General features: G+C 45.2%; 22 protein-coding genes and 1 tRNA gene. 14 read left to right on the top strand and 9 right to left on the bottom strand.

Annotated features, from left to right (window positions below):
* Positions 1-138: 138 nt before the first annotated feature.
* Positions 139-555 (top strand): hypothetical protein, encoded by a 417-nt coding sequence (locus HPS54_RS07145; protein ID WP_172344773.1) that lies wholly within the window; start codon positions 139-141, stop codon positions 553-555.
* Between the two features lie 25 nt (positions 556-580).
* Here HPS54_RS07145 and HPS54_RS07150 read toward each other — a convergent pair whose 3' ends face one another.
* The gene (locus tag HPS54_RS07150) at positions 581-2,017 is read right to left on the bottom strand and encodes a CCA tRNA nucleotidyltransferase (RefSeq protein WP_172344774.1); all 1,437 of its coding nucleotides are present in this window, start codon (positions 2,015-2,017) and stop codon (positions 581-583) included.
* Between the two features lie 220 nt (positions 2,018-2,237).
* Here HPS54_RS07150 and HPS54_RS07155 point away from each other — a divergent pair, with 220 nt between their 5' ends.
* The 11 genes from HPS54_RS07155 to HPS54_RS07205 all read left to right on the top strand — a co-directional run bounded on the left by HPS54_RS07155 (position 2,238) and on the right by HPS54_RS07205 (position 12,647).
* A complete protein-coding gene (locus tag HPS54_RS07155; protein ID WP_172344775.1) occupies positions 2,238-2,687 on the top strand; it encodes an outer membrane protein assembly factor BamD in 450 nt (149 codons plus the stop codon).
* Positions 2,688-3,100: 413 nt separating this feature from the next.
* On the top strand, positions 3,101-3,655 hold the full coding sequence (locus HPS54_RS07160) for a DUF1599 domain-containing protein (RefSeq protein ID WP_172344776.1): 555 nt from the start codon (positions 3,101-3,103) through the stop codon (positions 3,653-3,655).
* On the top strand, positions 3,652-5,727 hold the full coding sequence (locus HPS54_RS07165) for a BT_3928 family protein (RefSeq protein WP_172344777.1): 2,076 nt from the start codon (positions 3,652-3,654) through the stop codon (positions 5,725-5,727). The genes HPS54_RS07160 and HPS54_RS07165 overlap by 4 nt, the downstream gene beginning before the upstream one ends.
* A gap of 71 nt (positions 5,728-5,798) precedes the next feature.
* Positions 5,799-6,413: an SPOR domain-containing protein gene (locus HPS54_RS07170; RefSeq protein ID WP_172344778.1), complete on the top strand. Its 615-nt coding sequence runs from the start codon at positions 5,799-5,801 to the stop codon at positions 6,411-6,413.
* Positions 6,414-6,444: 31 nt separating this feature from the next.
* The gene (gene folE, locus HPS54_RS07175; RefSeq protein WP_172344779.1) at positions 6,445-7,032 is read left to right on the top strand and encodes a GTP cyclohydrolase I FolE; all 588 of its coding nucleotides are present in this window, start codon (positions 6,445-6,447) and stop codon (positions 7,030-7,032) included.
* A 90-nt stretch (positions 7,033-7,122) separates the two neighbouring features.
* Positions 7,123-7,785, top strand: a complete 663-nt coding sequence (locus tag HPS54_RS07180; protein ID WP_172344780.1) for a DUF4840 domain-containing protein — start codon at positions 7,123-7,125, stop codon at positions 7,783-7,785.
* A gap of 1,185 nt (positions 7,786-8,970) precedes the next feature.
* Positions 8,971-9,549 (top strand): hypothetical protein, encoded by a 579-nt coding sequence (locus HPS54_RS07185; protein ID WP_117693473.1) that lies wholly within the window; start codon positions 8,971-8,973, stop codon positions 9,547-9,549.
* Positions 9,550-9,562: 13 nt separating this feature from the next.
* Positions 9,563-10,399 carry a CsgG/HfaB family protein gene (locus HPS54_RS07190; protein ID WP_172344781.1) on the top strand — a complete coding sequence of 279 codons (837 nt, stop codon included), beginning with the start codon at positions 9,563-9,565 and terminating at the stop codon, positions 10,397-10,399.
* Between the two features lie 8 nt (positions 10,400-10,407).
* A complete protein-coding gene (locus HPS54_RS07195) occupies positions 10,408-10,851 on the top strand; it encodes a hypothetical protein (RefSeq protein ID WP_117881297.1) in 444 nt (147 codons plus the stop codon).
* An 11-nt stretch (positions 10,852-10,862) separates the two neighbouring features.
* Complete coding sequence (locus tag HPS54_RS07200) at positions 10,863-11,726, top strand: DUF6175 family protein (RefSeq protein ID WP_117693467.1); 864 nt, start codon at positions 10,863-10,865, stop codon at positions 11,724-11,726.
* 9 nt (positions 11,727-11,735) lie between these two features.
* Positions 11,736-12,647: a hypothetical protein gene (locus tag HPS54_RS07205; RefSeq protein WP_172344782.1), complete on the top strand. Its 912-nt coding sequence runs from the start codon at positions 11,736-11,738 to the stop codon at positions 12,645-12,647.
* 116 nt (positions 12,648-12,763) lie between these two features.
* Here the strand turns inward: HPS54_RS07205 and mobV are convergent, their stop codons facing one another.
* The 3 genes from mobV to HPS54_RS07225 all read right to left on the bottom strand — a co-directional run bounded on the left by mobV (position 12,764) and on the right by HPS54_RS07225 (position 16,365).
* Entirely contained in the window at positions 12,764-14,128 is a 1,365-nt protein-coding gene (gene mobV, locus HPS54_RS07210; protein ID WP_117693463.1) for a MobV family relaxase, read from the bottom strand.
* Between the two features lie 590 nt (positions 14,129-14,718).
* The gene (locus HPS54_RS07220; RefSeq protein WP_151251848.1) at positions 14,719-15,111 is read right to left on the bottom strand and encodes a virulence RhuM family protein; all 393 of its coding nucleotides are present in this window, start codon (positions 15,109-15,111) and stop codon (positions 14,719-14,721) included.
* 21 nt (positions 15,112-15,132) lie between these two features.
* Positions 15,133-16,365: a site-specific integrase gene (locus tag HPS54_RS07225; RefSeq protein ID WP_151251847.1), complete on the bottom strand. Its 1,233-nt coding sequence runs from the start codon at positions 16,363-16,365 to the stop codon at positions 15,133-15,135.
* A 392-nt stretch (positions 16,366-16,757) separates the two neighbouring features.
* On the opposite strand from HPS54_RS07225, the gene HPS54_RS07230 reads away from it, so the two are divergent.
* Positions 16,758-16,832: transfer RNA gene (locus tag HPS54_RS07230), tRNA-Val, on the top strand.
* Positions 16,833-17,104: 272 nt separating this feature from the next.
* Here HPS54_RS07230 and recA read toward each other — a convergent pair.
* The 3 genes from recA to HPS54_RS07245 form a co-directional block, all read right to left on the bottom strand.
* The gene (recA, locus tag HPS54_RS07235; protein ID WP_172344784.1) at positions 17,105-18,136 is read right to left on the bottom strand and encodes a recombinase RecA; all 1,032 of its coding nucleotides are present in this window, start codon (positions 18,134-18,136) and stop codon (positions 17,105-17,107) included.
* Between the two features lie 128 nt (positions 18,137-18,264).
* Positions 18,265-19,458 carry a saccharopine dehydrogenase family protein gene (locus HPS54_RS07240; protein WP_172344785.1) on the bottom strand — a complete coding sequence of 398 codons (1,194 nt, stop codon included), beginning with the start codon at positions 19,456-19,458 and terminating at the stop codon, positions 18,265-18,267.
* A gap of 22 nt (positions 19,459-19,480) precedes the next feature.
* Positions 19,481-20,077, bottom strand: a complete 597-nt coding sequence (locus tag HPS54_RS07245) for a DUF6621 family protein (RefSeq protein WP_253951965.1) — start codon at positions 20,075-20,077, stop codon at positions 19,481-19,483.
* A 237-nt stretch (positions 20,078-20,314) separates the two neighbouring features.
* On the opposite strand from HPS54_RS07245, the gene rhaD reads away from it, so the two are divergent.
* A complete protein-coding gene (gene rhaD / locus HPS54_RS07250) occupies positions 20,315-21,124 on the top strand; it encodes a rhamnulose-1-phosphate aldolase (protein ID WP_172344786.1) in 810 nt (269 codons plus the stop codon).
* A gap of 469 nt (positions 21,125-21,593) precedes the next feature.
* Here rhaD and trxA read toward each other — a convergent pair whose 3' ends face one another.
* Positions 21,594-21,911: a thioredoxin gene (gene trxA / locus HPS54_RS07255; protein ID WP_172344787.1), complete on the bottom strand. Its 318-nt coding sequence runs from the start codon at positions 21,909-21,911 to the stop codon at positions 21,594-21,596.
* Between the two features lie 102 nt (positions 21,912-22,013).
* Positions 22,014-25,721, bottom strand: a complete 3,708-nt coding sequence (dnaE, locus tag HPS54_RS07260) for a DNA polymerase III subunit alpha (protein WP_172344788.1) — start codon at positions 25,719-25,721, stop codon at positions 22,014-22,016.
* Positions 25,722-25,769: the final 48 nt, after the last annotated feature.

Genomic DNA, 25,769 nt, shown 5'->3' on the forward strand with positions numbered 1-25,769 from the left:
ATTTCGGCATTGGTTCGATAAATTAAAGTGTCGCAACTCTAATATAGCGAATTTCTGCGGAAGTACGCTGTATTTTAATATATTGGCAGGAATTTTAACAGTTTGAAATTAGTTTAAATCACTTCATTGTGTTGCACAATGTCTTGCAATAAGAAGACATCTGAAGAGGCACCCCAAAACGTGCTTGGCATACAGTCTTATAAGGTACCGGCATATTCTTCTGCGACATTAAGAGGCACGGAGTGGGTGGCTGATTATTCCTGTAAGGATGATGAATACCGCATATGCTTTACGGACTCTTTATATATATGTACCGAAATTTTATTGGGAAAAACGTGGGAATATAAATATCCTTATTATGTATCCGAAACTCCGGACAGGGTCTTTGACAAGGCAAGGGTTGGTAAGGAAAATGTCGGAGACTATTTTATTTCTTATTCCACGTACAGAGGTCGTGCCGATGTAGAAGCCATAGAGATTTATTATGTTTCGCCTGAAAAGCTTGTTTTAGTAAAGTGGAATAATGATACAGTGTCTTATACGAGATACAAATAATATGAAAACAGGACTGAAATACGGCTCAGGAATTGCCGCATTTCAGTCCCATTTTTTTTGCCTTTTCCATTAATAGCCGCATCAGCGGTTCGCGTTCGTTTGGCACTTTGTTGTCAAGAACAGCATCCTTGAGTGCCTGTTTAAGGTCGCCGACTTCGCGCGAAGGCTTAAGGTTGAACATTTCCATTATCTCATTGCCGTCTATGCAAGGCTGTAACAGGCGTTTGTAGTCTTTCTCCTTAAGGTCGGTTATCTTCTCGCGCACCATACGGAAGTTTTCAAGGAAACATTTCTTGCGCACTTGGTTCTTGCTCGTTATATCTGCCTCGCATAGCTTCATCAGGTCGTCGATATCGTCACCTGCATCATTAAGCAACCGGCGCACGGCACTGTCGGTGACCTCCTCATCGGCAATAACTATAGGACGCATGTGCAGATCAACCATTTTCTGCACATATTTCATCTTCGCATCCATGGGCAGTTTGAGCCGTCTAAAGATGTCTGGAACCATTTTGGCACCGATGAAATTGTGGTTGTGGAAAGTCCATCCGGCACTGTTGTCCCAACGCTTGGACCGCGGCTTACCGATGTCGTGCATCAGTGCGCCCCACCGCAGCCAAAGGTTGTCTGATGTGCGGCATACGTTGTCGAGAACCTCCAGTGTGTGATAGAAATTGTTCTTGTGTGCCCTGCCGTTGCGTTTTTCCACAATGTCGAGTACGTTCAGTTCCGGAATGATTATCTGTAGCAGTCCGCTGCGCTGCAAGTCGACGAAACCCTTGCTTGGCGTAGGCGTCATCATTATCTTGTTCAGTTCCTCCTGTATGCGCTCGCCACTGATGATACGTATACGTTCGGCATTGCGTTCGAGAGCCGCAAAAGTGTCGTCGTCGATGAAAAAATTGAGCTGTGTGGCAAAGCGTATGCAGCGGAGCATGCGCAGGGGGTCGTCGGAAAAGGTTATGTCGGGGTCGAGCGGTGTGCGGATAATGCCGTCGTACATGTCGTCTATGCCGCCGAACGGGTCGACAAGCTCGCCGAAACGATGCTTGTTGAGACACACTGCAAGGGCGTTTATGGTGAAGTCGCGGCGGTTCTGGTCGTCTTCGAGGGTTCCGTCTTCAACCACCGGCTTGCGCGAGTCGTGGCTGTAGCTCTCCTTGCGTGCTCCTACAAACTCCACCTCGATGTCCTTGTATTTCACCTGCGCTGTGCCGAAATTACGGAAAACGGATATATGCGCCTTTCTGCCAAGCGACTTGCGCAGTGCGTCGGCAACCTCTATGCCGCTGCCAACGACAACCACGTCGATATCATTTGAAGGTCTTTCAAGAAACAAGTCGCGTACATATCCGCCTACGACATAACATTCGACGCCAAGGCTGTCGGCTGCATCCGAAATCTTATGAAAAATCTCTTTGTCCAATAACTGTGCCAAATCGGCATCCGTAAGTAATCTCATAGCCTATTTCCTGTAAACGTTTGCAAAGATAACCATTTAAATTGAATTTTACAGACAATCTTTTACAATGTGGCTTAAAAACGCTATCTTTGCATAAGACAAGCCGCGTCTCGGCAATCCTAAGCGAGCTTGATTGCACTCGACTTGCATTGTCTTTGCATGAGACAAGCTGCGTATCGATTGTCTGAATAAAGTTTGTCTTTACATAAAAAGAATGTTTATGAGCAGAAAAATATTTGCCGTTGCGGTTATAGCAATGTTGTTTTGTGCGTGCAAGAACGTCAAAGAGGATGCCATGAAACTGGCTGACGAGTGCGAGGAACTGTATGACAACGGGCGATATGATGCGGCGTTGTCCCTTATAGATTCGTTGCGGCGCACTTATCCGGATGTGTCGGGGGCGCGGAAGAAGGCGCTTGTGATATATCAGAAAGCCGAACTTGCCAAGGCGCAGGACGATGTCAAGGATATGGACAAGGCTTTGCAGCAGGCGAGTGAAGATTTTCATGTTATAGACTCGGTGGTTGCCCGGCATAAGACAGACGGCGTGGTGACGGCGGAGGAGCTGACACGGCACACGCGTATGCGCATGAAGCGTGACTCATTGCAGACCCGCTTCGATGTGCAATGCGCGAAAATAAGGTTTATAAAGAAGAAAATGAAGGAATAGCCGTTTGTTTCAACGATAAGAAAAGTTATGCGTCGGAAGCTCTCGCGCGTACATTATATTATTATATGTACGGAATAGGGCTGAATAAGAAGATAAAGGGAGATATAAGAAGATATGTGGCTTGCGCCACAGAAGATAAAGGACAATAGTTTTATATCATGTAACCCTGCATTTGTCTTATATCTCCTTCTATCTTCCCTTTATCTTCCCATATCTCCTTTACATATATAAAAAGCATACGTCTTCTATCTTCTTCTATCTTCTTCTATCTTCTTCTATCTTCTTCTATCTTCTTTTATCTCCTCTTTATCTCCCAATTATAAATTATAAATTGTCAATTATCAATTAATATAAGTCTTTTATGATTGCTGTCTCGATATAAATAATTAACTTTGCGGACGAATTTCGAAATTATGTCTAAACTTGTTTTGAATACCGAGGAACAGTTCGGGAGCGTAATGGCAGAGTGCCGTGCGCTTTTTGAAAAGAAACTTCATGACTATGGAGCATCGTGGAGAATATTGCGTCCGTCGTCGCTTACGGACCAACTGTTTATAAAGGCAAAGCGTATAAGAAGTCTTGAGATAAAAAGAGAGTCGTTGGTAGGCGAGGGCATACGCCCCGAGTTCATAGCTCTTGTAAACTACGGCATAGTGGGCTTGATACAGCTTGACAGGGGATTCACCGATGAAGTGGATTTATCTGTGGATGAGGCAATGGCGCTTTATGACACATTTGCAGGCGAGGCGCTGCAGCTGATGCTGAAGAAAAACCACGACTATGACGAGGCATGGCGCTCGATGCGCATAAGCAGCTATACTGATTTTATACTGACGAAGATACAAAGAGTAAAGGAGATTGAAGATCTCGAAGGTGCGACGCTGGTTTCGGAAGGCATAGATTCCAATTATATGGATATCATTAACTATGCCGTCTTCGGTGTTATCAAACTTACTTACAGGGAATGATGTCCGGCAGGAAAATACAGTGGGCTTGCGTCAACGTTTGCCGTATGGTGGTGGCGCTAACCTTTATACTGTCCGGATTTGTAAAGGCGGTCGACCCGCTCGGCACGCAATATAAGATACATGATTATCTTGCGGCTGCAGGCATGGCAGACATTGTACCTGATGTGGTGACTTTGGGCTTGTCGGTATTGTTGGCGGCAGTTGAGTTCAGCATGGGTGTCTTTCTGCTTTTTGCCATACATCGCAGAACCGTGTCAAGGCTTATGCTCGCCTTTATGGTTGTGATGACACCGCTGACACTGTGGCTTGCGCTGACAGATCCGGTGAAAGACTGCGGTTGTTTCGGCGATGCCGTGGTGCTGACAAACTGGGAGACGTTTGCAAAGAATGTCGTGTTGCTTGTCTGTACGTTCGTGATATTCCGCCGACCGATGATGATGGTGCGTTTTATAAGCAAGACAAACCAGTGGATAATATTAAACTACACGGTACTGTTCATACTTGTGTCGAGTGTATATTGTCTTTATTATCTGCCGGTACTTGACTTCCGACCTTATCATGTGGGAGCGGATATAAAGAAAGGTATGGAGATTCCCGACGGCGCGGAGCAGCCGCAGTTCGAGACAACGTTTATTCTTGAGAAGAACGGCACGCGCAAAGAGTTTACCGTGGACAACTATCCGGACTCGACATGGACGTTTGTAGACAGCAAGACGGTGCAGACGGCTGCCGGATATGTACCGGAAATACATGACTTCTACATGCAGACGCTGGATGGTGAAGAGGATGTCACGGACAAGATACTTGATGAAGAGGGGTACACATTTCTGCTAATCTCTCCTCATATAGAGCAGGCGGACGACTTGAACTTCGGCGACATAGATGTGATATATGAGTATTGCATGGATCATGGATATTCGTTCCGTTGTCTTACGGCAAGCAACGAGGATGCCATTCAGAGGTGGAGAGACATCACCGGAGCGGAGTATGAGTTTCTGCATGCTGACGAGACGACACTGAAGACAGTCATACGGAGCAATCCCGGACTGATGCTTTTAAAGCATGGGGTGGTGTTGTGGAAATGGAGTCACAACGATTTGCCCGATCTTGACGAAAATGCTCCGAGACTGGAGGACACGGTTTATGGTACGGTAAAGCAGGAGTCGTTTACCGAAACGGTTACGGAGATTGTCCTGTGGTTTATGTTGCCCCTTCTGTTGCTGACATTTGCTGACAGAATGTGGGCATGGACGGGCTGGTTGAGGAAGAAAAAGAATTCTAACAAAAGATATCAACGATTAAACAAAAAGAACATGAGAAAGAAAATTGTAGCAGGAAACTGGAAAATGAACATGAACCTGCAGGAAGGTGTAGCTTTGGCTAAGGAACTTAATGAGGCGCTTACAGCCGATAAACCAAACTGCGACGTGATAATCTGTACGCCGTTCATACATCTGGCATCTGTGGCACAGATACTTGATAAAGACGTTATAGGGCTGGGCGCAGAGAACTGTGCAGATAAGGAAAAGGGTGCGTATACGGGTGAGGTTTCTGCCGAAATGGTGAAGAGCACGGGGGCTCAGTATGTCATCCTCGGTCACTCTGAGCGTCGCGGATACTACGGAGAGACATCGGAGATACTTAAGGAAAAGACACTGCTTGCACTGAAGAACGGGCTGAAAGTTATCTTCTGTATAGGAGAGAGCCTGGAGGAGCGTGAGGCAAATAAGCAGAACGAGGTCGTGAAGGCCGAGCTTGAGGGCAGCGTGTTCAATCTTACTGCAGAAGAATTCAAGAACATTGTGATAGCATACGAGCCGATATGGGCTATCGGAACAGGTAAGACTGCTACAAGTGAGCAGGCTGAAGAGATACATGCTTACATCCGCAGCATCATCGCAGAGAAGTATGGCGAAGACGTAGCCAACGAAACTTCAATCCTTTATGGTGGAAGCTGCAAGGCAAGCAATGCTCCGGAGCTTTTTGCAAAGGAAGATATCGACGGCGGACTTATCGGAGGTGCTTCGTTAAAGGCTACTGATTTCAAGGGCATCATCGATGCTTGGAAGTAATACATACACTCATGGTGGTCGGTGTTTTGGCACCGATCGCCATGTCTTTATAAATTAATAATACTATAATCATGAAACAATTCGTCGTCATATTATTATTGGTGTCCGGCTCGTTTGTGCATGTGCATGCCCAGTCTTTTCTTGAAAGTCTTAGGAAAAAGGAACAGGGTAGAGGTACTGTCACGGTAATTCAGAACGCCGGTATCGACGAGTTGGTTAACAATGCCAAGCTTAGCAAGACTCCAAATACTCCTGCCGTAAAACCTGTAGAGGAAAAAAAAACAGTGGGAAAAACCGCTGCCGACACTCGTGAAACTGCCGGACGGAATACTTCTGTCACACAATCAGCGGGGATTAACAAATCTGATAATGCTGCCGACAGCCCGAACGTGAGTCACGGAAAGAAGGTGATGACAAACACACACAAGGTTGTGGGATATCGCATACAGGCATATTCGGGCGGAAATTCTCGTGAAGACAGGCAGAAGGCTGAGCGAATAAGCAGTGCCATAAAGTCGCGTTTCCCTGAGATGCCGGTATATGTGCATTTTTATTCTCCACGTTGGATATGTCGTGTCGGCAACTTCAGAACATACGAGGATGCGGTAAAGATGCTTAAGGAGATAAAGGGTATGGGGTATACTCAGGCTTGTATAGTGAAAGGAAAGATAAACGTGCGCTATTGAGCGTTGCGGTGATAGATTAAAAAAGTAATTTATGAATCCCGAAACAGAATTTCGTGAAGGGCTTGACGAGCTTGCCTCACATTATAAAAGTATTCTCGACTTATTAGGGGAAGACTCTTCAAGGGAAGGACTGGAGAAGACTCCGATGCGTGTGGCAAAGGCTATGCAGATACTTACACGCGGATATTATCAGGATGCAAACAAGGTACTTCTTGATGCTTTGTTTGAAGAGAAGTACAATCAGATGGTCATTGTAAAGGACATAGACTTCTTTTCCATGTGCGAGCATCACATGTTGCCGTTTTATGGAAAGGTTCATGTGGCGTACATTCCTAACGGATATATAACGGGACTGAGCAAGATTGCACGTGTAGTGGATATTTTCAGTCACCGTCTTCAGGTGCAGGAACGTATGACATTGCAGATAAAGGAATGTATACAACAGACCTTAAAGCCGCTTGGTGTGATGGTGGTTGTCGAGGCAAAGCATATGTGCATGCAGATGCGTGGCGTGGAGAAACGTAATGCCATAACTACGACGAGCGATTTCAGCGGTGCTTTCAATCAGGCGAAGACACGCGAGGAATTTATGAACCTGCTTCGTGGGGAATGCAGATAAATGCTGAAAAAATATATCTTCAGCGTGCAATGATTTAAAAGAATGCCGTTATATAGATAGTATAACATTAATATAAACAAATAGACAAACATGAAAAATCTAAAGAAAATCCTTATTCTCGCAGCCTACTGCGTTATCACCGGTACAGCATTGACTTCTTGTCTTGACAGTGACGGGAATTATCTCACTACGCGTGAGATGACTGATATTGAGAAAGCCAAGTATCTTACCGAGATAGCGGGAGAATATAGCGGCATGGTTGTGCATACATATTTGGATCGCAATGAGAAAGCTTATGCAGACACGGTTAAGAATGTAAGTTGGGAAATATATCAGGACAAGACTATTGAAATAGAGGATCTTCCGGATGCAATGTTCTGGCGTTATATGAAGAGTGGAGACGATATAACAGAGGCAACAAAGAATTCTACGACAAAAAGCAACTTGGAACTTACAATTGCGGGTATGTTTACTCAACAGTATACCGATGGTACTGTCTATTCAAATTACTTTGCGTTAGACGGAAAAAACAAGGAACACAAATTCGACATCATACGTAATGAGGACGGTACGGATATATCTTACCCTGTAACTGTTAAGTTCGCGGATTCCGGCAGATACGGTTTTTCAATTGGTGCGCTTGACACATCGAAAAAGAATATTTCAATGCAGTTGATTCTTTCAGGTGTAAAAGTTGATAATACAGAACAGAAATCGGACGAAGCGATTTGGTTTATAGGAAAAAAACTGTAATGTGATGTAAATGGCTATGAGCAGGTTTTGTATTAATAGTTGTAATATCTCCGATATATGTTTTATACATAACCAACTTTAATAATTTATCTCTGACATCTGCTTATATATAAACCTAAGAATTAAGTATACAGTTGGAAACCCATAGCTTTACGGCCGGTAAAGCTATGGGTTTTTAGTTGTAAAGCATAGAGTTACAAACTATTTTGTTTTATTTTCGTAATCATGATTATATCATAGTGTTTGTGCCTGATTTTATTTTGCGTCTTTTTGCGGTCTTTATTGCAATAGTTTATACATTAGTATATATTTACCGGGAAACTTTACATAAAGTTTATTCTATGTAAGTAGATGTTCAAAATTAAACGTATATATATTAATCTGTAGATGCTATTATTTACTTTATCATTATCTTGCACGTTCTTTCGGACTGTTTTCCCGATGTCTCATCGGTCGTGTAGCCCGCTACACTCCCTCTTCGGACATGAAAAACATCACCAAAATAACATACAATATAATAATAATTAATTTCGGACATCTACTTATCTTTTCAGCTTTTATTTTAGATTTTTGTCAGTTAGACTTAACTGATTGAGAAATAACCTTTTAGCAAAGTATTTGAGAAGTGGCGGTAACGAGTTAGCAACCGTGCGAATTTCAGCGTTTTGCGTTGCTATGCTGTCAAACAACTCTTTAACGAAGCAAAAATAAGAAGTTTTTCTGAGAAAAACAAAATTCGGATGTATCTTTTTCCATATTCTTTTGCTTGAATGATAGAATTTAAGTATATTTGCATTATGTCGTCCACGCCGTGGAATTAACAACGATGGGTGGGCGAGATATTACATAATATAAAAGCGTCATTGATGCTTTGTCTTGTGGCTTTCTGAAACCTGAGAAATTTCGAATTGTTGGTCATGGACAATGTCTGAAGTGAATGCTACGGGTATGTTAAATTGTATCCCGGAGTGTGCAGTGAGAGTATATAATGCTCTCCGCACACTTTTATGGGAACGTGCAACATATTGGCGTGGGCAGACACTCCATTCGTTCACCAACAAGGTTTTCTCAGGACCTCAGAAGCGGACAAGTGGATGTGGAAGCCCACGTTTTTTATTATGTAATCAAAATTTTTAAGCAAAAAAATCGCCTTATCGGGTTTCTAAAGGCACAATAGTTATTTTTATGAAAAAATATGTATTAATGCTCATGTCTCTTTTCATGATGGTATGCTCCGCCAACGCTCAAATCAAGGACGACATTCAGAAAAGTAAGGAACGCGCTGCAAAATTGCAAGCATTGTGTAATGATTACAAGACATCAGGAAGTGCAAATGTGGATGGCTATGGGGATGCAGTGAAGAATGCCGCAGTTTTGGCGATTGCCAACAGTGTACAATTGGAAAATATGTACAAACGAGAAATTGGTGAAACTCAAGATGGTGTAACAGATGTTACAATTACTAAACCTACTCTTGATGAATGGGTAACATTTGCAGCGACTGTAGCAGGAGAAGCCGCAAGCATAAAAGCTGCAACGGATAAAGTTCAAGCGGCTGCTGACGAGGCAAAGAAAATGATAGAAGAGGCATCCAAGCAAAAGAATCCCATGAAAGCTGCAAAAGCTGCAAAAACAGCCAAGGCTGCAACAGCCGTAGTAGAATTTGGAAATACCGCAACTCCAATTTTAGTGGAAGAAAGTGCAGCTCAAGTAAAGGCTGTTAATACAATTATCGAAACTCTGAAATCGGGTAAAAATCTATAATCCCTAACTGATTATGAGATTTGTTATTATTACAATCATTATGACTGCGTGTATCTTTAAAGGGTATGCGCAGTCAAATGATGATGACCGCCAAGTAGTCGGTGTCGCAGAATTTTCTTGTAAAGAAAATAGCCCTTATACTGGATTGGTGACAGAAAAGGTTGTGGAAATGCTTACCAATAGTAAACGTTTCAGAGTAGTTGACCGTACCAGTCGGAAAAAAATAACACAAGAATTGGAATTACAAAAAAGCGAGGCGTTTATTGATAGTGATAATCTTGTAGAGCAAGATGTTGCTGTTGCTGCGGAAAAAATGATTACCGGAGAGATTGTCAAGATACCCGTTTACCGTATGAAAAATGGAGATGGAACAATAAGAGGTTATAAGGCAAGTGTCGCTTTTCAAATGAAGATTGTGGATGTGGCAACGGGGTTGAGTACGGAAGCAACCAGTTTTGAAGGAAAAGCAAGCGATGAGTGCCTTTCTCCGGAAAGTGCCGTTACAATGGCTATGATGTCTTTACAAGATAGAATGGCTGAATATTTTAGGATAAACTTCCCCATTACAGCTAAACTTATGAAGATTGTGAAAGAAAAAAATGGTGTGGCAGAAATTATCCTGATAAAAGCGGGTAAAAAGCATGGGATAAAAGTAGGGGATAAATTCAATGTTGAGGTGCTTGAAATTCTTGATGGAGAAATTCTACCTACTACTTTGGGAATTGTTACTGTGACAGCATTAAAAGGAGAAGCCTATTCAGAATGTAAGGTTAGTAAAAAAGAAGGTAAGGCAATCTACGAAAACTTTAATGCAAATAAGCAAATCAAATGTTCTCTTATTATAAAATAACGGTTTAGATGAAGAAAATACTGATAATATGCCTAATAATGTTGACCGCTATACTTGAAGTTTCAGCACAATATCAAGTAAGCGTATTAAACGCAACAAAAGATGCTGTTTCAATGCGTTGTGTCGGTTATGGGAAAAAGGCTACTATTGCCTCAATGGATGCAGAGTTATCCGCAATAAAGACTTTACTTTTTGTAGGAACGCAGAAAACTCAACACAGTATGCCTCTTGTACAAGAAGATAAAGCCGTAGTCGAAAACAAATACAAGAAGTTCTTTGATGCTTTTTACAGTAAAGAATATCAAAACTTTGTAGAATCATCTATCATAGTTACTCCCTACGGGAAAAACGCATTAAAACAAAAATGTATAACATTAGATGTCTGCATAAGAGTGAACCAATTGAGAACTTATCTTGAAAACAATGGAATTATAAGAAAATTCGGTTTATAAAAACAGAGCGTATGAAAAAAATTATGATACTACTACTGGCAGTATTTCTCAGTAGTATGGCATGGGCGCAGACAGCTACAGTCCAACCCAAAATAATGGTTATCCCATATACCAAACAAGGAGAAGACATTTCTCAAGTAATAGAAAATGATGTCAATAAAAGAATTGTATTAGCTAAAATACGTGAAGCTTTTGATAGTAGAGGATTTACGACCGTTGACTTTGCAGCAAAACTTAAATCTTTATCACGTACATCGGGATTGTCTCAAGAAAGTCAATCAGATTTAAAATCAATGATTATCCAGCAATCGGGTGCGGATATATATGTAGAAGCGGAAATGGATATAGTTCTTTCATCTACTGGGAATAGTGTTAAAACAATACTTACAGCGTATGATATTTCAACTGGTGGCTCTCTCTCAAATAAGGTGGGAGAAAGTGGCAAATTCTACACTGAAGATATTGGTAAACTTGGAGCAAAGGCTGTTGAAAAAGTTGCTGATGAATTCCTTGATATTATTCAAGTAAAATTCACCGATATAGTTAACAACGGACGTTCAATTAATGTGGATTTTAGTTTTGAACAAACCGCTTCCATTTCCATGTCAACAGAAATTGGCAATGATGGTTTAACCTTGTCAGACCAGTTGGAACTTTGGATGAGTGAACACGCTTATAAAAACAATTATCATATACAAGGTACAACTGATAAAAGAATGATATTTGATGATGTGCGTATTCCATTAAAAGATGACAATGGAAATAATTATAATATCAATAAATTCGGACTCGAATTTTTGAAATTTGCAAGAAGCATCGGGCTACAAATTACTCGAAGTACTGCCAATAATACACTTGTTATAACATTTAAATAGTGTCTTACGATGAAAAAAATATTTTTTCTTTTATTGTTATTAGGATATTCTTGCCTTGTTCAAGCTCAAACTGATAATGTCTATATATCTGTAGCAATGCCAAGTGACTGTACCCTTGACGGTAATACAAAATCAATTCTTAAAAACAAACTTTTACAAATTCTTTCTACGGAAGGTGTCGCAGGTACTGAATGTGGTGCTATCATTATAGTTCCGGAAATCAATATAATCAACTCCAATTCTGTATATGGTGGAATGAGACAAATTTTGTCTGTAGAGCTTGGTATAACTGTGACTGTTAGGAACATGATAACAAATACTGTATTCAATACCATGCAAATTGCTTCTAAAGGTGAAGGCTATTCTGATAATGAAGCTAAACGTTCGGCTATCAATAAAATAGATGCACTTAATACTGATTATTCAAGATTTGTAGAAGCAACTAAAATGAAAATATCTGATTATTATAGAAATAATACAGTCTCTTTAATAACCAAAGCCAATACTTTGGCTTCTCAACAACTGTTTGACGAGGCTCTTGCTTTACTTTCTACTTATCCCGAATCATTGCCCGGATATACAAAAGTTTCAAATGCAATGGTATCCATATTCAAAAAATGCCAGACACAATATTGCAGTCAGATTTTACTATCGGCTCAAGCTGCTTATTCTAAGCATGATTATACAGAAGCGGCAGAACTTGTTTCTATGATTGATGCACAAAGTAGCTGTGCCGCACAAGCTAAAGCTTTACTTAATTCTATAAAAAAAGGAATGGATAAGCAGTATAATGATATAATCGCAATGGAAAAAGAGAAAATGCGTTCAGATGAACGTATCAAGTCTGCACAAATAAAAGCTATCAAAGACATTGCTACCGCATATTTCAAACGTCAAACAGAGTATATATTCTTTTGGTAACTGTAAATTCAAATAAAGCAACTCCTAACGGTAAATAAATGTATCGGTCATTCTTACTTAGCATTCAGCAATAAAAGATACGGAACAGAAAAAGCTGCTCCGTATCTCTTAGTTATTTATAATTTCATCCCCTTGCTTTTCCGTTGCGATTGTATGGGCTGTCGCATGCTTTGTTTTAGCCTCTCGAACTGCTCCTTGAACCATTCGCCAACGGGAGTTTGATTGATATACAGCACAAGTCGTTTCGATACGGATTCCTGCCTTATTTTTGCAGTGACGTTTCTTGCCGTGAAACTTCGCCCGTGTTCTTCGGAATAGAGCGTGCCATCGTGCGTTACTTCCCTGCCGGCTATCAGTGTACGGGTCTGTTCCGTGGAAAAGCCCACGATGGCGCATAACTTCTCAACCCGCAGGACTTCTTTCGCCAACGGAAACCATGCGCAGAGCTTCTCCACAAGGCGTGTAAGCCTTGATACCTCTCTCTTGTGTTCGGCTTCTTTCATCTGTATTTCCGTCATGTGCCGTTGCTGCATTTCCAGCACTTGACGGTTGTGGTCTGCCCGTATGGTCTGTATCTCGGCTTGCAGTGCTTCGATGGTTTCCTCGTGTGTGGCTACCTCCCTATGCAGGGCGGTGTTCTCCCTCTCCAGCGTCTTGACCTTGTTGCTCCCGAAAAGAGAACCGACACTCTCGGCGATGTTGGCGGCTGCGGTCGTGGCTGCCCCTTTCAGCCGTTCGGTCTGTATCTCTTTTTTCGCCCGTTCAAGCTCTTCCCGTGCCGTTTCTTTCCGTTCCTGCAATTCCACCACTTCCGTTTTCAGCTCCTCCGTCTGTCGCTTTATGTCACGGTAATATTGCTGCGTGGAAACGTGCCTCGCCTCCGAACCGTCCACGCCCCGTTGTAAACCGTATTTTTTCATCGCAACGGCGTAGCTGTCCTGATAGGCTTTCAGTTTCAAGCGGCTCATGATGTCATCTGCGCACAGCCTCACGGTGTCGGTCGGCTTCTTGCGGTAGCGTTTCTTCGCCTGCTCCTCCCTTTTCTTCCGCTTGCGTTCCCCCTTGACTATCGGCACAAGTGTGACGTGCATGTGCGGCGTTTTCTCGTCCAAGTGCAGGTGAGCCGCCACGATGTTCTCCCTCCCGAACGTGTCGGCAAAATATTTGAGGTTGTCGGCGCACCACTCGTCCAGCCGTCCCTCCCGTTCGATGCGTTCCATGTCTTCGGGTGTTGCTGACACGTTGATGCGGATTGCCCGCACTTGGTTACTTCCGATTTTGCGTGTCAGTCCCGCTTCTTCCAGCCTCCTTTGGATAGCCGCCGAACGGTCTTTCACTCCTTCGGGATATTCGATGAGTTTTCGGTTTAGATGCGTGCGTGTGGGGTCGGCGTTCTTGGGTATGATGAAACGCTCTATGTGGGCGGTCGTCCCGCTGTCGGAACCGTGCGCCTTTTCCATGTGTAAAACTACGAAACCCATATATTCTTCCTTTCTTTTTTTGGCTTGTGAAACAATGATTTTTTGTATCTTCAGGGGCGGCAAATGCCGTCCCCGATGGGGTGTGCAGAGGGGCTTGCCCCTTGCCTTATTGGGGAATTTTCAGCGATACGTAGTATTGCGGCTCGGAAAATTCCCTAATAAGCTATGGTATTTTCTTCGTAAATACCCTGCGGCGTGCCGTATGCCTTTCGGCTGTGGCTATTCCTACCACCTACTTGCCCGTAACCCCACCTTATTTTTTCCCTTTCGGTCGGTGGGTGGCGGGGCGGTCGTTTCCGTTTTCAAAGGCTCTTTTGCACGGGGCGGTCGGATACAAGGTTTTCCCGATAAATACGCTCGTAGCGAAGCGAGAGGAAGATTTATCGGGAAACGGCGCAGCCGCCTGACCTTTTAGCCGACATAAAGCCCCGTGCTTACTTTGCCTTTGTAAGCGGAAATGATTGCTCCGCTTTCCTCTGAAAAGAGGAATAGAACCTGCAAAATATATCACCATAGTGATAGGTTTGCATGTTTGCATGTTGGTATGCTGATATGCTGGTATGTTTGCATGTTGGTATGTTGATATATCATCATGCTTTCCAACGACTGTTGGACTTGCCATCCGAAACAACCGACACGAATACCATCGTTTTCTCTTTTCGCCCGTGTATAATCCTTTCCAATAATGCCCTGCGGACTTTCGCCGCCCCGAATGATTCGACCCGGAAAGCGAGGGCGGCTATCGTTTCGAGGTTGTAAACCTCCGCGCTGTATCTGTCCGATATGCGGATAATGCGCTTTATGTCATATATACTCAAAACTCCGCTTTTGCAGAGTGTCTTTATCCCTGCCCGAACCGTCGGGGCGATAACCCCGAACAGTTCGCAGATTTCCCGCTCGGTCATGGCGGTTGCACCTATATCGGTCGGCAGGGAGATATTGCCCTGCCCGTCCATCGTGATAATGTTTCTTTCTTCTTTCATCGGTATGCTGTTTTAATTAAATTAAATAGCTCGGCAGATATTCTTCTCCATATCTTCCAACTTGTGCGACAAGGTTTCCATGTCTTGGCTTATCTTCTGGGCGGTGATTTTGGCGTAAATTTGGGTGGTCTTTATGTTGGTATGTCCCAAAAGACGGCTCACCGTTTCGATGGGTACGCCGTGCGATAAAAGTACGGTCGTGGCGTTCGTGTGGCGTGCCACATGATAGGTCAAACGTACCTTGAAACCGCATTGTCTGCCTATCTCTTTGAGTATCTTGTTGCAACTTCCGTTGCTCGGAACGGGGAAAACATGACCGTCCCTTGCCAGTCCCTTGTATTTCTCCATGATACGTTTGGGAACGTCCAAAAGGCGGATGTTCGATTCGGTGTTGGTCTTCTTTCTTCGGGTGATTATCCAAAGGTTGCCGTCGAAGAATGTTTGCAGGCGGTCGACGGTGAGGTTCTTCACGTCCGAATACGCCAAACCCGTGAACACCGAAAAGACGAACAAGTCCCGTACAAGCTCGTGGGTGGCGTTCTTCATCGGTGCGTCCATGAGCGTCTGTATCTCCGTTTGGGTGAGGTAGCCCCTATCCACGCTTTCGGGAGAGTTAATATATCCGGCAAAGGGGTTGAACGGCAAACGCCCGTCGTTCCTCGCTATCGAAACGATGTGTTTCAACACAATCATGTAGCCCCACACGGTATTGGTACGGCATTTCTTCTCCGTGCGCAAAAAATACTCGAAGTCGTTGATAAACGTAAGGTTGAGTTCCTTTAACGGAATATCCTCTCGCTTGTAGGTATGGGGCAAAAACTCCCGAATATGGTTACAGACCGTCCGATAACGGGTAAATGTACCCTGCGCCCTGCTGTGCCCGACTTTCTTCTCAAACTCGGCGTTGTGCTGCTCGAACAGCTTCAGTAAAGTTTCCTGCTTGACGCCGATACCGAGATAGGCGTCTTTAAGTTTGGCGGCGGTAACATATCCGTCCGTCTGCATCAACTCTTGATAGCGGCGGTTTACCTCCACACGGATTTTATCTACCGCAAGGTTGATTCTCTGCGCTTCGACGCTCTTGCCCGAAGCACGGCTGTTCTTCACGTCCCACAAGCGTGGGGGAACGTCCATCTTGCAACTGAACTGTTTAATCTCGCCGTCCACCGTGATACGGCACATCAGAGGCAGGTTGCCGTTCGGCTTCTCGCTGCCTTTCTTCACGTAAAATAATACCTTGAATGTACTACGCATAACTCACTCCTTTTTTTGGTTACAAAATTAGTTATTAGTGAGTTACCGACAGCTATGTAAATCTACGCAAAACGCAGAAACAGAACCTTTTAGCAAGAAATATGCATCCGTTACGGGAGTAACGAGGTGGTAACTGAACTTCTGCACAGTTTGGCTTCGAGGTGGCATTTCGTTGGCTCTGCCCCATAGAAAAAACAAAGCGTAACGAACGCTCTATCAGCTAATTCGCTACGCTTTGCCCAAATTTACTTTTTCGCTATGTGTTTATTATAAGAAATTCCAATTAATGCCTGCCGATTTATGCTTATTTGTAGTCTCAATGAAAAAAGATGATTGAAAATTTGGAGATAAATGAAAAACTTCTTACCTTTGCAACCGCTTACAATAAGTAAGGGCGTTTAGCTCAGCTGGTTTAGAGCATCTGCCTTACAAGCAGAGGGTCGGCGGTTCGAATCCGTCAACGCCCACATCACCAAGACACCGTTCAGTTTTTGAATGGTGTCTTTTGTTTTTCCAGTTTTTTGCAAGTGGACTCCTGGCGGTTACTAAAATGTATGGTAATATGGAGCTTGTTTTCAGATGCCGGCTTATAATATAAGATGAGCCCCAAAAGTTTTTTACTTCACTTTTAAGGCTCATCTTAAATGGTTTATACATCTTTTTTATGTATAGGCAACAGTCGTAGATATCTGTTCGTCTGTTGTTGTCAGTTGTCTGTTTGTCTTTGCAACCTGTGTTGTTATTCTTTCTTTTCGGCAATTGCCTGCATTATAAGTTGTTCCAGCTCCTCGCACAGTTCCGGATTGTCTTTGAGCAGAGCCTTGGAGGCGTCGCGTCCCTGTGCAAGTTTGCTGCCGTTGTATGAGAACCACGAGCCGCTTTTCTGTATAATGCCGTATTCTACGCCAAGGTCGAGTATCTCTCCGATTTTTGAAATACCCTCACCGAATGTTATTTCAAACTCGGTCTTGCGGAACGGAGGAGCCACTTTGTTCTTTACAATCTTCACTCTTACCTGATTGCCTATCACTTGGTCGCCGTCCTTTATGCTCGTTACACGACGTATATCGAGGCGCACGCTCGAATAGAACTTAAGCGCATTGCCACCGGTTGTTGTTTCCGGATTGCCGAACATTACGCCGATTTTCTCGCGCAACTGATTTATGAAGATACATGTGGTGTTTGTCTTGCTTATCGTTGCGGTGAGCTTGCGCAGAGCCTGACTCATAAGTCTTGCCTGCAATCCCACTTTGTTGTCGCCCATATCGCCCTCGATTTCCGATTTCGGTGTAAGTGCCGCAACAGAGTCTATGACGATTATGTCTATGGCAGACGACCGTATAAGCTGGTCTGCTATTTCAAGAGCCTGCTCTCCGTTGTCCGGTTGCGATATCCAAAGGTTCTCTACGTCAACACCCAACTTTGATGCATAGAAACGGTCGAAAGCATGTTCGGCATCGATAAATGCCGCTATACCACCCATTTTCTGTGCCTCGGCGATGGCATGGATTGCCAGTGTTGTCTTTCCGCTACTTTCCGGACCGTAGATTTCTATTATTCGTCCCTTGGGATATCCGCCCACGCCCAGTGCCGCGTTCAGCCCAATGCTTCCTGTTGGGATAACCTCAACCTGTTCCACGTTCTCGTCTCCGAGTTTCATTATGGCACCTTTACCAAAGTCTTTCTCTATCTTAGCCATTGCAGCCTGCAATGCTTTCAGCTTGCCTTCCTGAATGTTTAGGGCTGCATTTTCTGTTTCTTTCTTTGCCATGTGTTATTATTTTTGAATTGCGAATTATGATTTTTGAGTTACGAATTTGGGTTTTGGAATTACGAATAACGATTTCGAGTAACGTATCATCACACAAGTCGTAATTAGTAATTCCAAATTCGTAATTTTTAAAGCTCCAGATCTCCGTCGAAAACCTCATGCCATGGCAGTCCCTGACAGTTGAGCTGTTCCATGAACGGATCCGGATCGAACTCCTCAACATTCCATACACCGGGCTTGCGCCACAGTCCTTTGAAGAACATCATTGCGCCTATCATTGCCGGAACTCCCGTGGTGTAGCTCACACCTTGCATGCCTGTTTCCTTATATGCCTCCTGATGCGAGCAGTTGTTGTACACATAATACGTGCGTTCCTTGCCGTCTTTTATTCCGCGTATGCGGCATCCTATGCTTGTTTCGCCCTCATAGTTTTCTCCAAGATCCTGCGGATTGGGAAGAACCGCCTTGAGGAATTGAAGCGGGACAATTTTCTGTCCGTTGTAGTCAACTTCGTCTATGCGTGCCATACCGATGTTCTGTATTACGCGTAGGTGTGTGAGATATTCCTCTCCGAAAGTCATCCAGAAACGTGCCTGCCTGATTGTCGGGAAGTTTTTTGTAAGACTTTCCAGTTCCTCATGATACATGAGGTAGCTCTCTCTCGGACCGATGTTGGGATAAGTCAGCGGCTTGTGTATTTCCAACGCTTCCGTCTGTACCCATTCGCCGTCCTTGTAGTAACGTCCTTTCTGTGTTATCTCGCGTATGTTTATTTCCGGATTGAAGTTTGTTGCAAATGCCTTGTGGTGGTTGCCTGCATTGCAGTCCACGATGTCGAGATAGTGTATCTCGTCGAAATGATGCTTTGCGGCGTATGCCGTGAATATGCCGCTCACTCCCGGGTCGAAGCCACAGCCGAGTATGGCGGTCAGTCCTGCGTCTTCAAAACGTTTCTTGTAAGCCCACTGCCATGAGTATTCGAAGTGTGCCTCGTCCTTGGGCTCGTAGTTTGCCGTGTCGAGATAGTTCACGCCGCAAGCCAGACAGGCGTCCATTATGGTAAGGTCCTGATAGGGCAGGGCAAGGTTAACAACCAGCTCCGGCTTGTAGTCGTTGAACAGAACTTTGAGCTGTTCAACATCGTCGGCATCCACCTGTGCTGTCTTTATGTCTGGGTTGCCGATATATTCCACTATTTTGTCGCACTTTGCCTTTGTACGACTGGCAATCATTATCTCTGTGAACACGTCGGTGTTCTTTGCTATTTTCACCGCGGCAACAGTTGCTACGCCTCCGGCTCCGATAATCAATACTTTTCCCATGATGTCTTTTTATATTTGTTTTTTATTTTATTTCTTCAGCTTTTATGCCGAGAGCGCTCATTATGGAGTAGCCCAGTATCTCCTGACAGAAGTTTCCTCCGGGTTGCGGCTGCATGCCTAACACTGTTATCTTCTTGTCGCCCGTTGCGGTAGAACGCAATGTGTGGCGCACCCTGTCGTAGTATTTCTCGTCGTCGGGCACCACTATAATGCGCTTTATCTCCTCACGGCTGCATATCAGTGCCAGCGACTCGTTGAAAAGTTCTTCTTTTGTCACGATGTCCTCTACCGCCACCGAACTTATGACAAACTCTCCCAGCGTGTCTCTGAAAGCTTTTCCGTCCAGTTCCTTGGCATAGTCTGCCGGTGTGAAATTCTCCATGGCGGCACTGTTCTTGTCGTGTATCAGAACCACCTGTGTCTCATTGTCGCCGTTGCGCATTCCGCCGTCCAGCGCCACGCAGTCTATCCATTGTGCCATGTCAGCCTTCGGTATTCTTCTTCCAAGCATACGCTCAAAGTTTACGATGAAGTTGAAAGCCACATTGTCTATATAGTCCGCATCGGCAAGTATCACGTTTTCACTCCACTTGCGCGCCTCAATCATATCTATGTTCATACTTGCAAAGATACGCAAAAAAACGGGCAAGGCAAGTGAAAACAATGTTTATTTATCCAAAAACAACTTTACTCACTGTCCGCATTTCGCAATTTTTCCAACCTACAGATATTCAGTGGCTTATCCTCCGTATACGTTTCTTTTTCTCAAAACTCTCGGCTCAAATGTCAAATAGTAATGTCTTTATAGTGCTTTTTGCGTTACCTTTGCGACATATTAAATTTAATACAACACATCATGAAAAGTATATTAGACGGTCGTACCGGTTTAAGAAACGAAGTGGAAAAGGTTGCCGAGGTAGCCGGATATCTATGGCAGAAGGGCTGGGCAGAGCGTAACGGCGGAAACATAACGGTCAATGTGACCGAGTTTGTTGACGATGAGATGCGCAATATGCCTGCAATCAGCGAGGTAACGCCCATCGGTGTGACCCTGCCTCACCTCAAAGGCGCTTATTTCTACTGCAAAGGAACAAACCGCCGCATGCGTGATCTGGCACGTTTCCCCATGGAAAACGGAAGTATCATACGCATTCTCGACGACTGTGCAAGCTATGTTATAATTGCAGACAATCCCGTCAAGCCAACAAGCGAGTTGCCCTCACACCTCATGGTGCATGATCATCTTGTGGAAAAAGGCTCTCCATACCGTGCGTCGCTGCACACTCACCCCATCGAGTTGGTTGCAATGACACATATAAGGAAGTTCCTCGGCAAGGACGTGCTTACCAAACTGTTGTGGAGCATGATACCTGAGACAAAGGCGTTCTGCCCGCGCGGACTTGGAATAATACCTTACGAGTTGCCGAGCAGCATACAGTTGGCAGAGGAAACGGTAAGACAGCTTGACGACTACGACGTGGCTATGTGGGAGAAGCACGGTGTCTTTGCAATAGACACGGACATCATGCAGGCATTCGACCAGGTCGATGTTCTCAACAAAAGCGCGCTTATCTATATCGCATCGAAGAACATGGGCGAGGAGCCCGAGGGTATGAGCGACGCACAAATGGCAGAGATGACAAAGGCGTTCAATCTTCCCAAGTAAGTTATTTGTGGCATGTAATGTGCTGATATATCATACAAAGTGATTTTTTAGTAAATAAAGTTTTAGGTAGTATTAGTTTAGTAGTCTTTTTGTAGACAATAAAAATCCTCACCGCTGTGAAGCGTTGAGGATTTTTTTCGTTTCCTTTCGGCATGTCATGTCTGCGGTATGTCATAATTACAGTTTTTTTCCGACTTTCCGAAAGGTGGCATATAACACTGCAAAAGGTGCCCTTTCAGCCCCTGAAATGCCGTGTTTCGGACGCTGAAAGGGTATCTTTTATAATGTGAGAGATAACATGTTGATAATCAGTAATATACGTTAATGTTTCAAAATGTGCCAATTTGGCATGTTGCAAGTTGCTGCCGGGCATAGTGTATTCGGCTTGTGGCATTCTGTCATATATGCAACGCGGGGCGGCACCAATGTGCTGCCCCGCGTTGTTTTTTCTCTTTTGTCAGCCGCATGCTTATCCTAAGAAAGCATCGAACTTCTCTTTGAGCGCTGCTTTTGTTGTTGCTCCGACAAACCTGTCTGCCACTTCGCCGTTCTTTATGAACAATATTGTGGGTATGTTGCGTATGCCGTATTCCATTGCAATGTCGTCGTTCTCTTCCACATCGCATTTTCCTACAACCAGCTTGCCGTCATATTCCTTTGCCAGTTCTTCGATAATGGGTGCTATTGCGCGGCACGGACCGCACCATGTAGCCCAAAAGTCAACCATCAGCGGCAGGCTGCCGTTCTTCAGTTCCTCAAAGTTCTCGCTTGTAATCTTTACTTCCATAATGATGAAATGTTTTATTGTTAATAATATATTGTCGCGTCTCTGTTTATCCGAAACAACAAATATCATGCCACGCCACGGCATGCCACATGCCGGCATGTGTCAGTTGATATAGTACTCCAGTGCCGGATTTTCCTTGATGAAGTTCAGCAGGCTGCGCTTGACGTCGATTTTTGTGTTGCGGCTTCGCAGCGTTACGGTGCGTCGTTCCTCGGCGTTGCGCAGTTGCAGATATAGCGGTGTGGTGCCCGGATTGGCGCGTACAATGGTCATGAGGTCGGTTACGATAGTATCGTCTATGGCATCGGCATCCATTGTTATCGTAATCTTGTCGAGCATTTCGTTCTTTGCCGTCTGCAAATACTTTATGCTTCCAATCCTCATCTCGTAGAATTTGCTGTCGCGGAACCGCTTGGTACAGCTTGCCTTGATGAATACAGAGCAGCCCTGTGCCAGCATTCCTTTCCACTGTCCCCACTCCTCGCCGAAGAGAGCCAGCTCGCCCGAACCGTCAAAGTCTTCTATCGTGATGAAGCCGCAGGGTTTCCCGGTCTTTGTAAACTTGTCGGTGACGTTGGTGACGATGCCTCCGAAGGTCAGTTCCGCTTTCTGGGCAAGAGCTTCCTTGTCGTCCAGTTCGGAACATTTGGTGTTGCAGATGTTTCTGATAACTACCTCAAACTCGTCAAGGGGATGTGCCGAGAGATATATGCCGACAAGGTCGCGCTCGCGGTTAAGCCTCTCTATGCTGCTCCACTGTTCGGCTTCGGGCACCGGCGGCGTTGTTATTTCCACGGCATCAAGCCCTCCGAAGAGCGAGTTTTGCGCTTCGTTCTGTTCCGTCTGGTAAAGCTGTCCGTAGCGTATGAGCGTGTCTAAGAAGTTCTCTCCTTTCTGGTTGCATCCGAAGTAGCGTTCGCGGTTTATCTTGAAACTGTCAAACCCGCCGCTCAGAGCCATGCTTTCAAAACATTTGCGGTTGCATGCCCCGAGGTTCACGCGCTGTGCCAGGTCAAATATGTCCTTGTACGGACCGTTGTTTTCGCGCTCTTTTATTATGGCTGTGGCTGCCGATGCGCCCATTCCCTTTATCGCGGCAAGTCCGAAACGTATGGCACCCGCCTTGTTTACGCTGAACTTCAGACGGCTCTCGTTCACGTCCGGACCGAGTGTCTCTATACCCATGGATTTGCATTCGTCCATGAGTTTTGTTATTTCGTTTATGTTGTCGAGGTTTCGGCTCATGTTGGCTGCCATGTATTCGGCGGGATAGTGTGCCTTCATGTATGCCGTCTGGTATGCCACCCACGAGTAGCATGTGGCGTGACTCTTGTTGAAGGCGTAGCTGGCAAACTTCTTCCAGTCTTCCCATATTTTCTGCAACACTTTCTTGTCGTGTCCGTTTTTCTCTCCTCCTTCATAGAACAGTCCTTCCAGGTGGTTCATCTTTTCGATGAGTTTCTTTCCCATTGCCTTGCGCAAAGTGTCCGACTGACCGCGCGTGAAGCCTGCAAGCTGTCGGCTCAGAAGCATCACCTGCTCCTGATAGACCGTGATGCCGTAAGTGTCTTTGAGATATTTCTCCATGCACGGAATGTCGTATTTTATCTGCGTCGGGTCTTTTTTGCGGGCGATGAAGTCGGGGATGTAGTCCATAGGTCCTGGGCGGTAGAGAGCGTTCATGGCTATGAGGTCTTCGAATACGGACGGTTGCAGCTCGCGCAGGTACTTCTGCATTCCGGCAGACTCGAACTGGAACGTGCCTATGGTGCGCCCCTCGCAGTAGAGTTTGTATGTCAGAGGGTCGTCTATCGGTATGGTGTCAAGGTCTACGGTCTTGCCTGTCGACAGGCGCACATTTTCCACCGCTTCTTTTAGAATGGACAGTGTTTTCAGTCCGAGGAAGTCCATCTTTATCAGTCCGGTCTCCTCTATCACGCTCCCTTCATACTGTGTGCACAGCAGTTTCTTCCCGGGGTTGTCTTTGTCGTCGGCTGTCGATACCGGTACCCAGTCGCTTATGGCATCGCGGCAGATAATGGTGCCGCAGGCGTGAATGCCCGTATTGCGCACGTTCCCTTCGAGCATTTTGGCGTATGCAATGGTCTCGCGCAGTTGCGGATTGTCAGAAATCTCAGCCTCGCGCAGCTCCGGAACGCACTTTATGGCATTGGTCAGGTTCATCTTCATGCCGTCGGGCAGACGGTCGGGTATCGCCTTGCACAGGTGGTTCGACATCTCGCGCGACAGCTTTTCCACACGTGCAACGTCCTTAAGGGCAAGTTTTGTCGCCATTGTACCGTATGTTATGATATGCGCCACCTTGTCCGCGCCGTACTTGTCTGTAACCCAGTCGAGCACCTTGCCACGTCCGTCGTCATCGAAGTCGGTGTCAATATCGGGCAGCGAGATACGGTCAGGGTTTAGGAAACGCTCAAACAGAAGGTCGTACTTTATAGGGTCTATCTTCGTTATGCCGAGACAATAAGCCACAACGGAGCCTGCCGCGCTGCCACGACCCGGACCTACGACGACGCCGAGTTCGTCTCGTGCGGAGTTTATGAAGTCCTGAACGATGAGGAAGTAGCCGGGGAAACCCATGGTCTTCATTATGTACAGCTCGAAGTTTATGCGTTCTTTCACCTCGTCGCTGAGCGGTTCTCCGTACATCTTCCGTGCCCCGTCGTATGCCAGTTTGGCAAGATAGTCGGCCTCGAACTTTATCCTGTATATCTTGTCAAACCCTCCGAGTTTCTGTATTTTCTTCTCTCCTTCCTCACGAGACATCACCACGTTGCCGTTCTCGTCGCGTGTAAACTCCTCGAACAGTTCTTCTTCCGTGAAACGTTTGCGGTACTCTTCTTCCGTGCCGAACTCTTCCGGAATGGGGAAGAACGGCATAATTGGCGCATGGTCTATGCTGTACGGTTCTATTTTGTCAAGTATTTCGCAGGTGTTGGCAAGCGCTTCGGGTATGTCGTCGAAGACCTCGTTCATCTCTGCCTGTGTCTTGAACCATTCCTGTTTGGAGTACAGCATGCGCTTGGGGTCGTCGAGATCCTTGTTGGTTGACAGGCAAAGAAGACGGTCGTGAGCCTCGGCGTTCTCCTCGTCTACGAAATGGCAGTCGTTGGTACATACCAGTTTCACGTCGTGCTTGCGTGCCAGTTCAATGAGAACCTTGTTCGCCTGTTGCTGAAGAGGGTATGTTTCGCGGTTCGCCCTTATGGTGGGATTCTTCACTTCATGGCGCTGAAGCTCCAGATAATAGTCGTCTCCGAAGAGCTTTTTGTGCCATAGCAGCGACTCCTCAGCTCCTTTTATGTCGCCTTTAAGTATTTTCGAAGGCACCTCTCCGGCAATACATGCGGAACACACGATAAGTCCCTCGTGATACTTTTCAAGGTCTTCGTGATCCGTTCGCGGTCGCATGTAGAAGCCGTCTACCCATGCACGGCTCACCAGCTTGATAAGGTTTTTGTATCCCTGATAGTTCTTGGCAAGCACCACAAGGTGGTATCCGCCCTGGTCACCCTGCTCCTTTACCTTGTTGAACTTGGTGCGGCGCGCCACATACATCTCGCATCCCAATATGGGCTTGAACGGCGGTTTGCCCGCCTCTTTAAGCTCGGAATTCTTCTTTTTGCAATAATTGAAAAACTCCTTTATGCCCATCATGTTGCCGTGGTCTGTCACAGCCATGCCCCGCATGCCGTCTGCCACAGCCTTATCCACAAGCTTTTTAATGCTTGCCTGTCCGTCGAGAATACTGTAATAAGTGTGAACGTGAAGATGAACAAAATCCTGCATAAACCTAATGTATTGTAAAAAGATTTGAGGTTCAAAGTTACTGTCAAA

It is taken from the genome of Xylanibacter caecicola (assembly GCF_013166515.1).
GTDB classification, from domain to species: Bacteria; Bacteroidota; Bacteroidia; order Bacteroidales; family Bacteroidaceae; genus Prevotella; species Prevotella caecicola.

Coding starts and splice junctions, on each gene's coding strand:
- HPS54_RS07145 (WP_172344773.1), top strand. CDS start 139: ATGTCTTGCAATAAGAAGACATCTGAAGAGGCACCCCAAAACGTGCTT.
- HPS54_RS07150 (WP_172344774.1), bottom strand. CDS start 2,017: ATGAGATTACTTACGGATGCCGATTTGGCACAGTTATTGGACAAAGAG.
- HPS54_RS07155 (WP_172344775.1), top strand. CDS start 2,238: ATGAGCAGAAAAATATTTGCCGTTGCGGTTATAGCAATGTTGTTTTGT.
- HPS54_RS07160 (WP_172344776.1), top strand. CDS start 3,101: ATGTCTAAACTTGTTTTGAATACCGAGGAACAGTTCGGGAGCGTAATG.
- HPS54_RS07165 (WP_172344777.1), top strand. CDS start 3,652: ATGATGTCCGGCAGGAAAATACAGTGGGCTTGCGTCAACGTTTGCCGT.
- HPS54_RS07170 (WP_172344778.1), top strand. CDS start 5,799: ATGAAACAATTCGTCGTCATATTATTATTGGTGTCCGGCTCGTTTGTG.
- folE (WP_172344779.1), top strand. CDS start 6,445: ATGAATCCCGAAACAGAATTTCGTGAAGGGCTTGACGAGCTTGCCTCA.
- HPS54_RS07180 (WP_172344780.1), top strand. CDS start 7,123: ATGAAAAATCTAAAGAAAATCCTTATTCTCGCAGCCTACTGCGTTATC.
- HPS54_RS07185 (WP_117693473.1), top strand. CDS start 8,971: ATGAAAAAATATGTATTAATGCTCATGTCTCTTTTCATGATGGTATGC.
- HPS54_RS07190 (WP_172344781.1), top strand. CDS start 9,563: ATGAGATTTGTTATTATTACAATCATTATGACTGCGTGTATCTTTAAA.
- HPS54_RS07195 (WP_117881297.1), top strand. CDS start 10,408: ATGAAGAAAATACTGATAATATGCCTAATAATGTTGACCGCTATACTT.
- HPS54_RS07200 (WP_117693467.1), top strand. CDS start 10,863: ATGAAAAAAATTATGATACTACTACTGGCAGTATTTCTCAGTAGTATG.
- HPS54_RS07205 (WP_172344782.1), top strand. CDS start 11,736: ATGAAAAAAATATTTTTTCTTTTATTGTTATTAGGATATTCTTGCCTT.
- mobV (WP_117693463.1), bottom strand. CDS start 14,128: ATGGGTTTCGTAGTTTTACACATGGAAAAGGCGCACGGTTCCGACAGC.
- HPS54_RS07220 (WP_151251848.1), bottom strand. CDS start 15,111: ATGAAAGAAGAAAGAAACATTATCACGATGGACGGGCAGGGCAATATC.
- HPS54_RS07225 (WP_151251847.1), bottom strand. CDS start 16,365: ATGCGTAGTACATTCAAGGTATTATTTTACGTGAAGAAAGGCAGCGAG.
- recA (WP_172344784.1), bottom strand. CDS start 18,136: ATGGCAAAGAAAGAAACAGAAAATGCAGCCCTAAACATTCAGGAAGGC.
- HPS54_RS07240 (WP_172344785.1), bottom strand. CDS start 19,458: ATGGGAAAAGTATTGATTATCGGAGCCGGAGGCGTAGCAACTGTTGCC.
- HPS54_RS07245 (WP_253951965.1), bottom strand. CDS start 20,077: ATGAACATAGATATGATTGAGGCGCGCAAGTGGAGTGAAAACGTGATA.
- rhaD (WP_172344786.1), top strand. CDS start 20,315: ATGAAAAGTATATTAGACGGTCGTACCGGTTTAAGAAACGAAGTGGAA.
- trxA (WP_172344787.1), bottom strand. CDS start 21,911: ATGGAAGTAAAGATTACAAGCGAGAACTTTGAGGAACTGAAGAACGGC.
- dnaE (WP_172344788.1), bottom strand. CDS start 25,721: ATGCAGGATTTTGTTCATCTTCACGTTCACACTTATTACAGTATTCTC.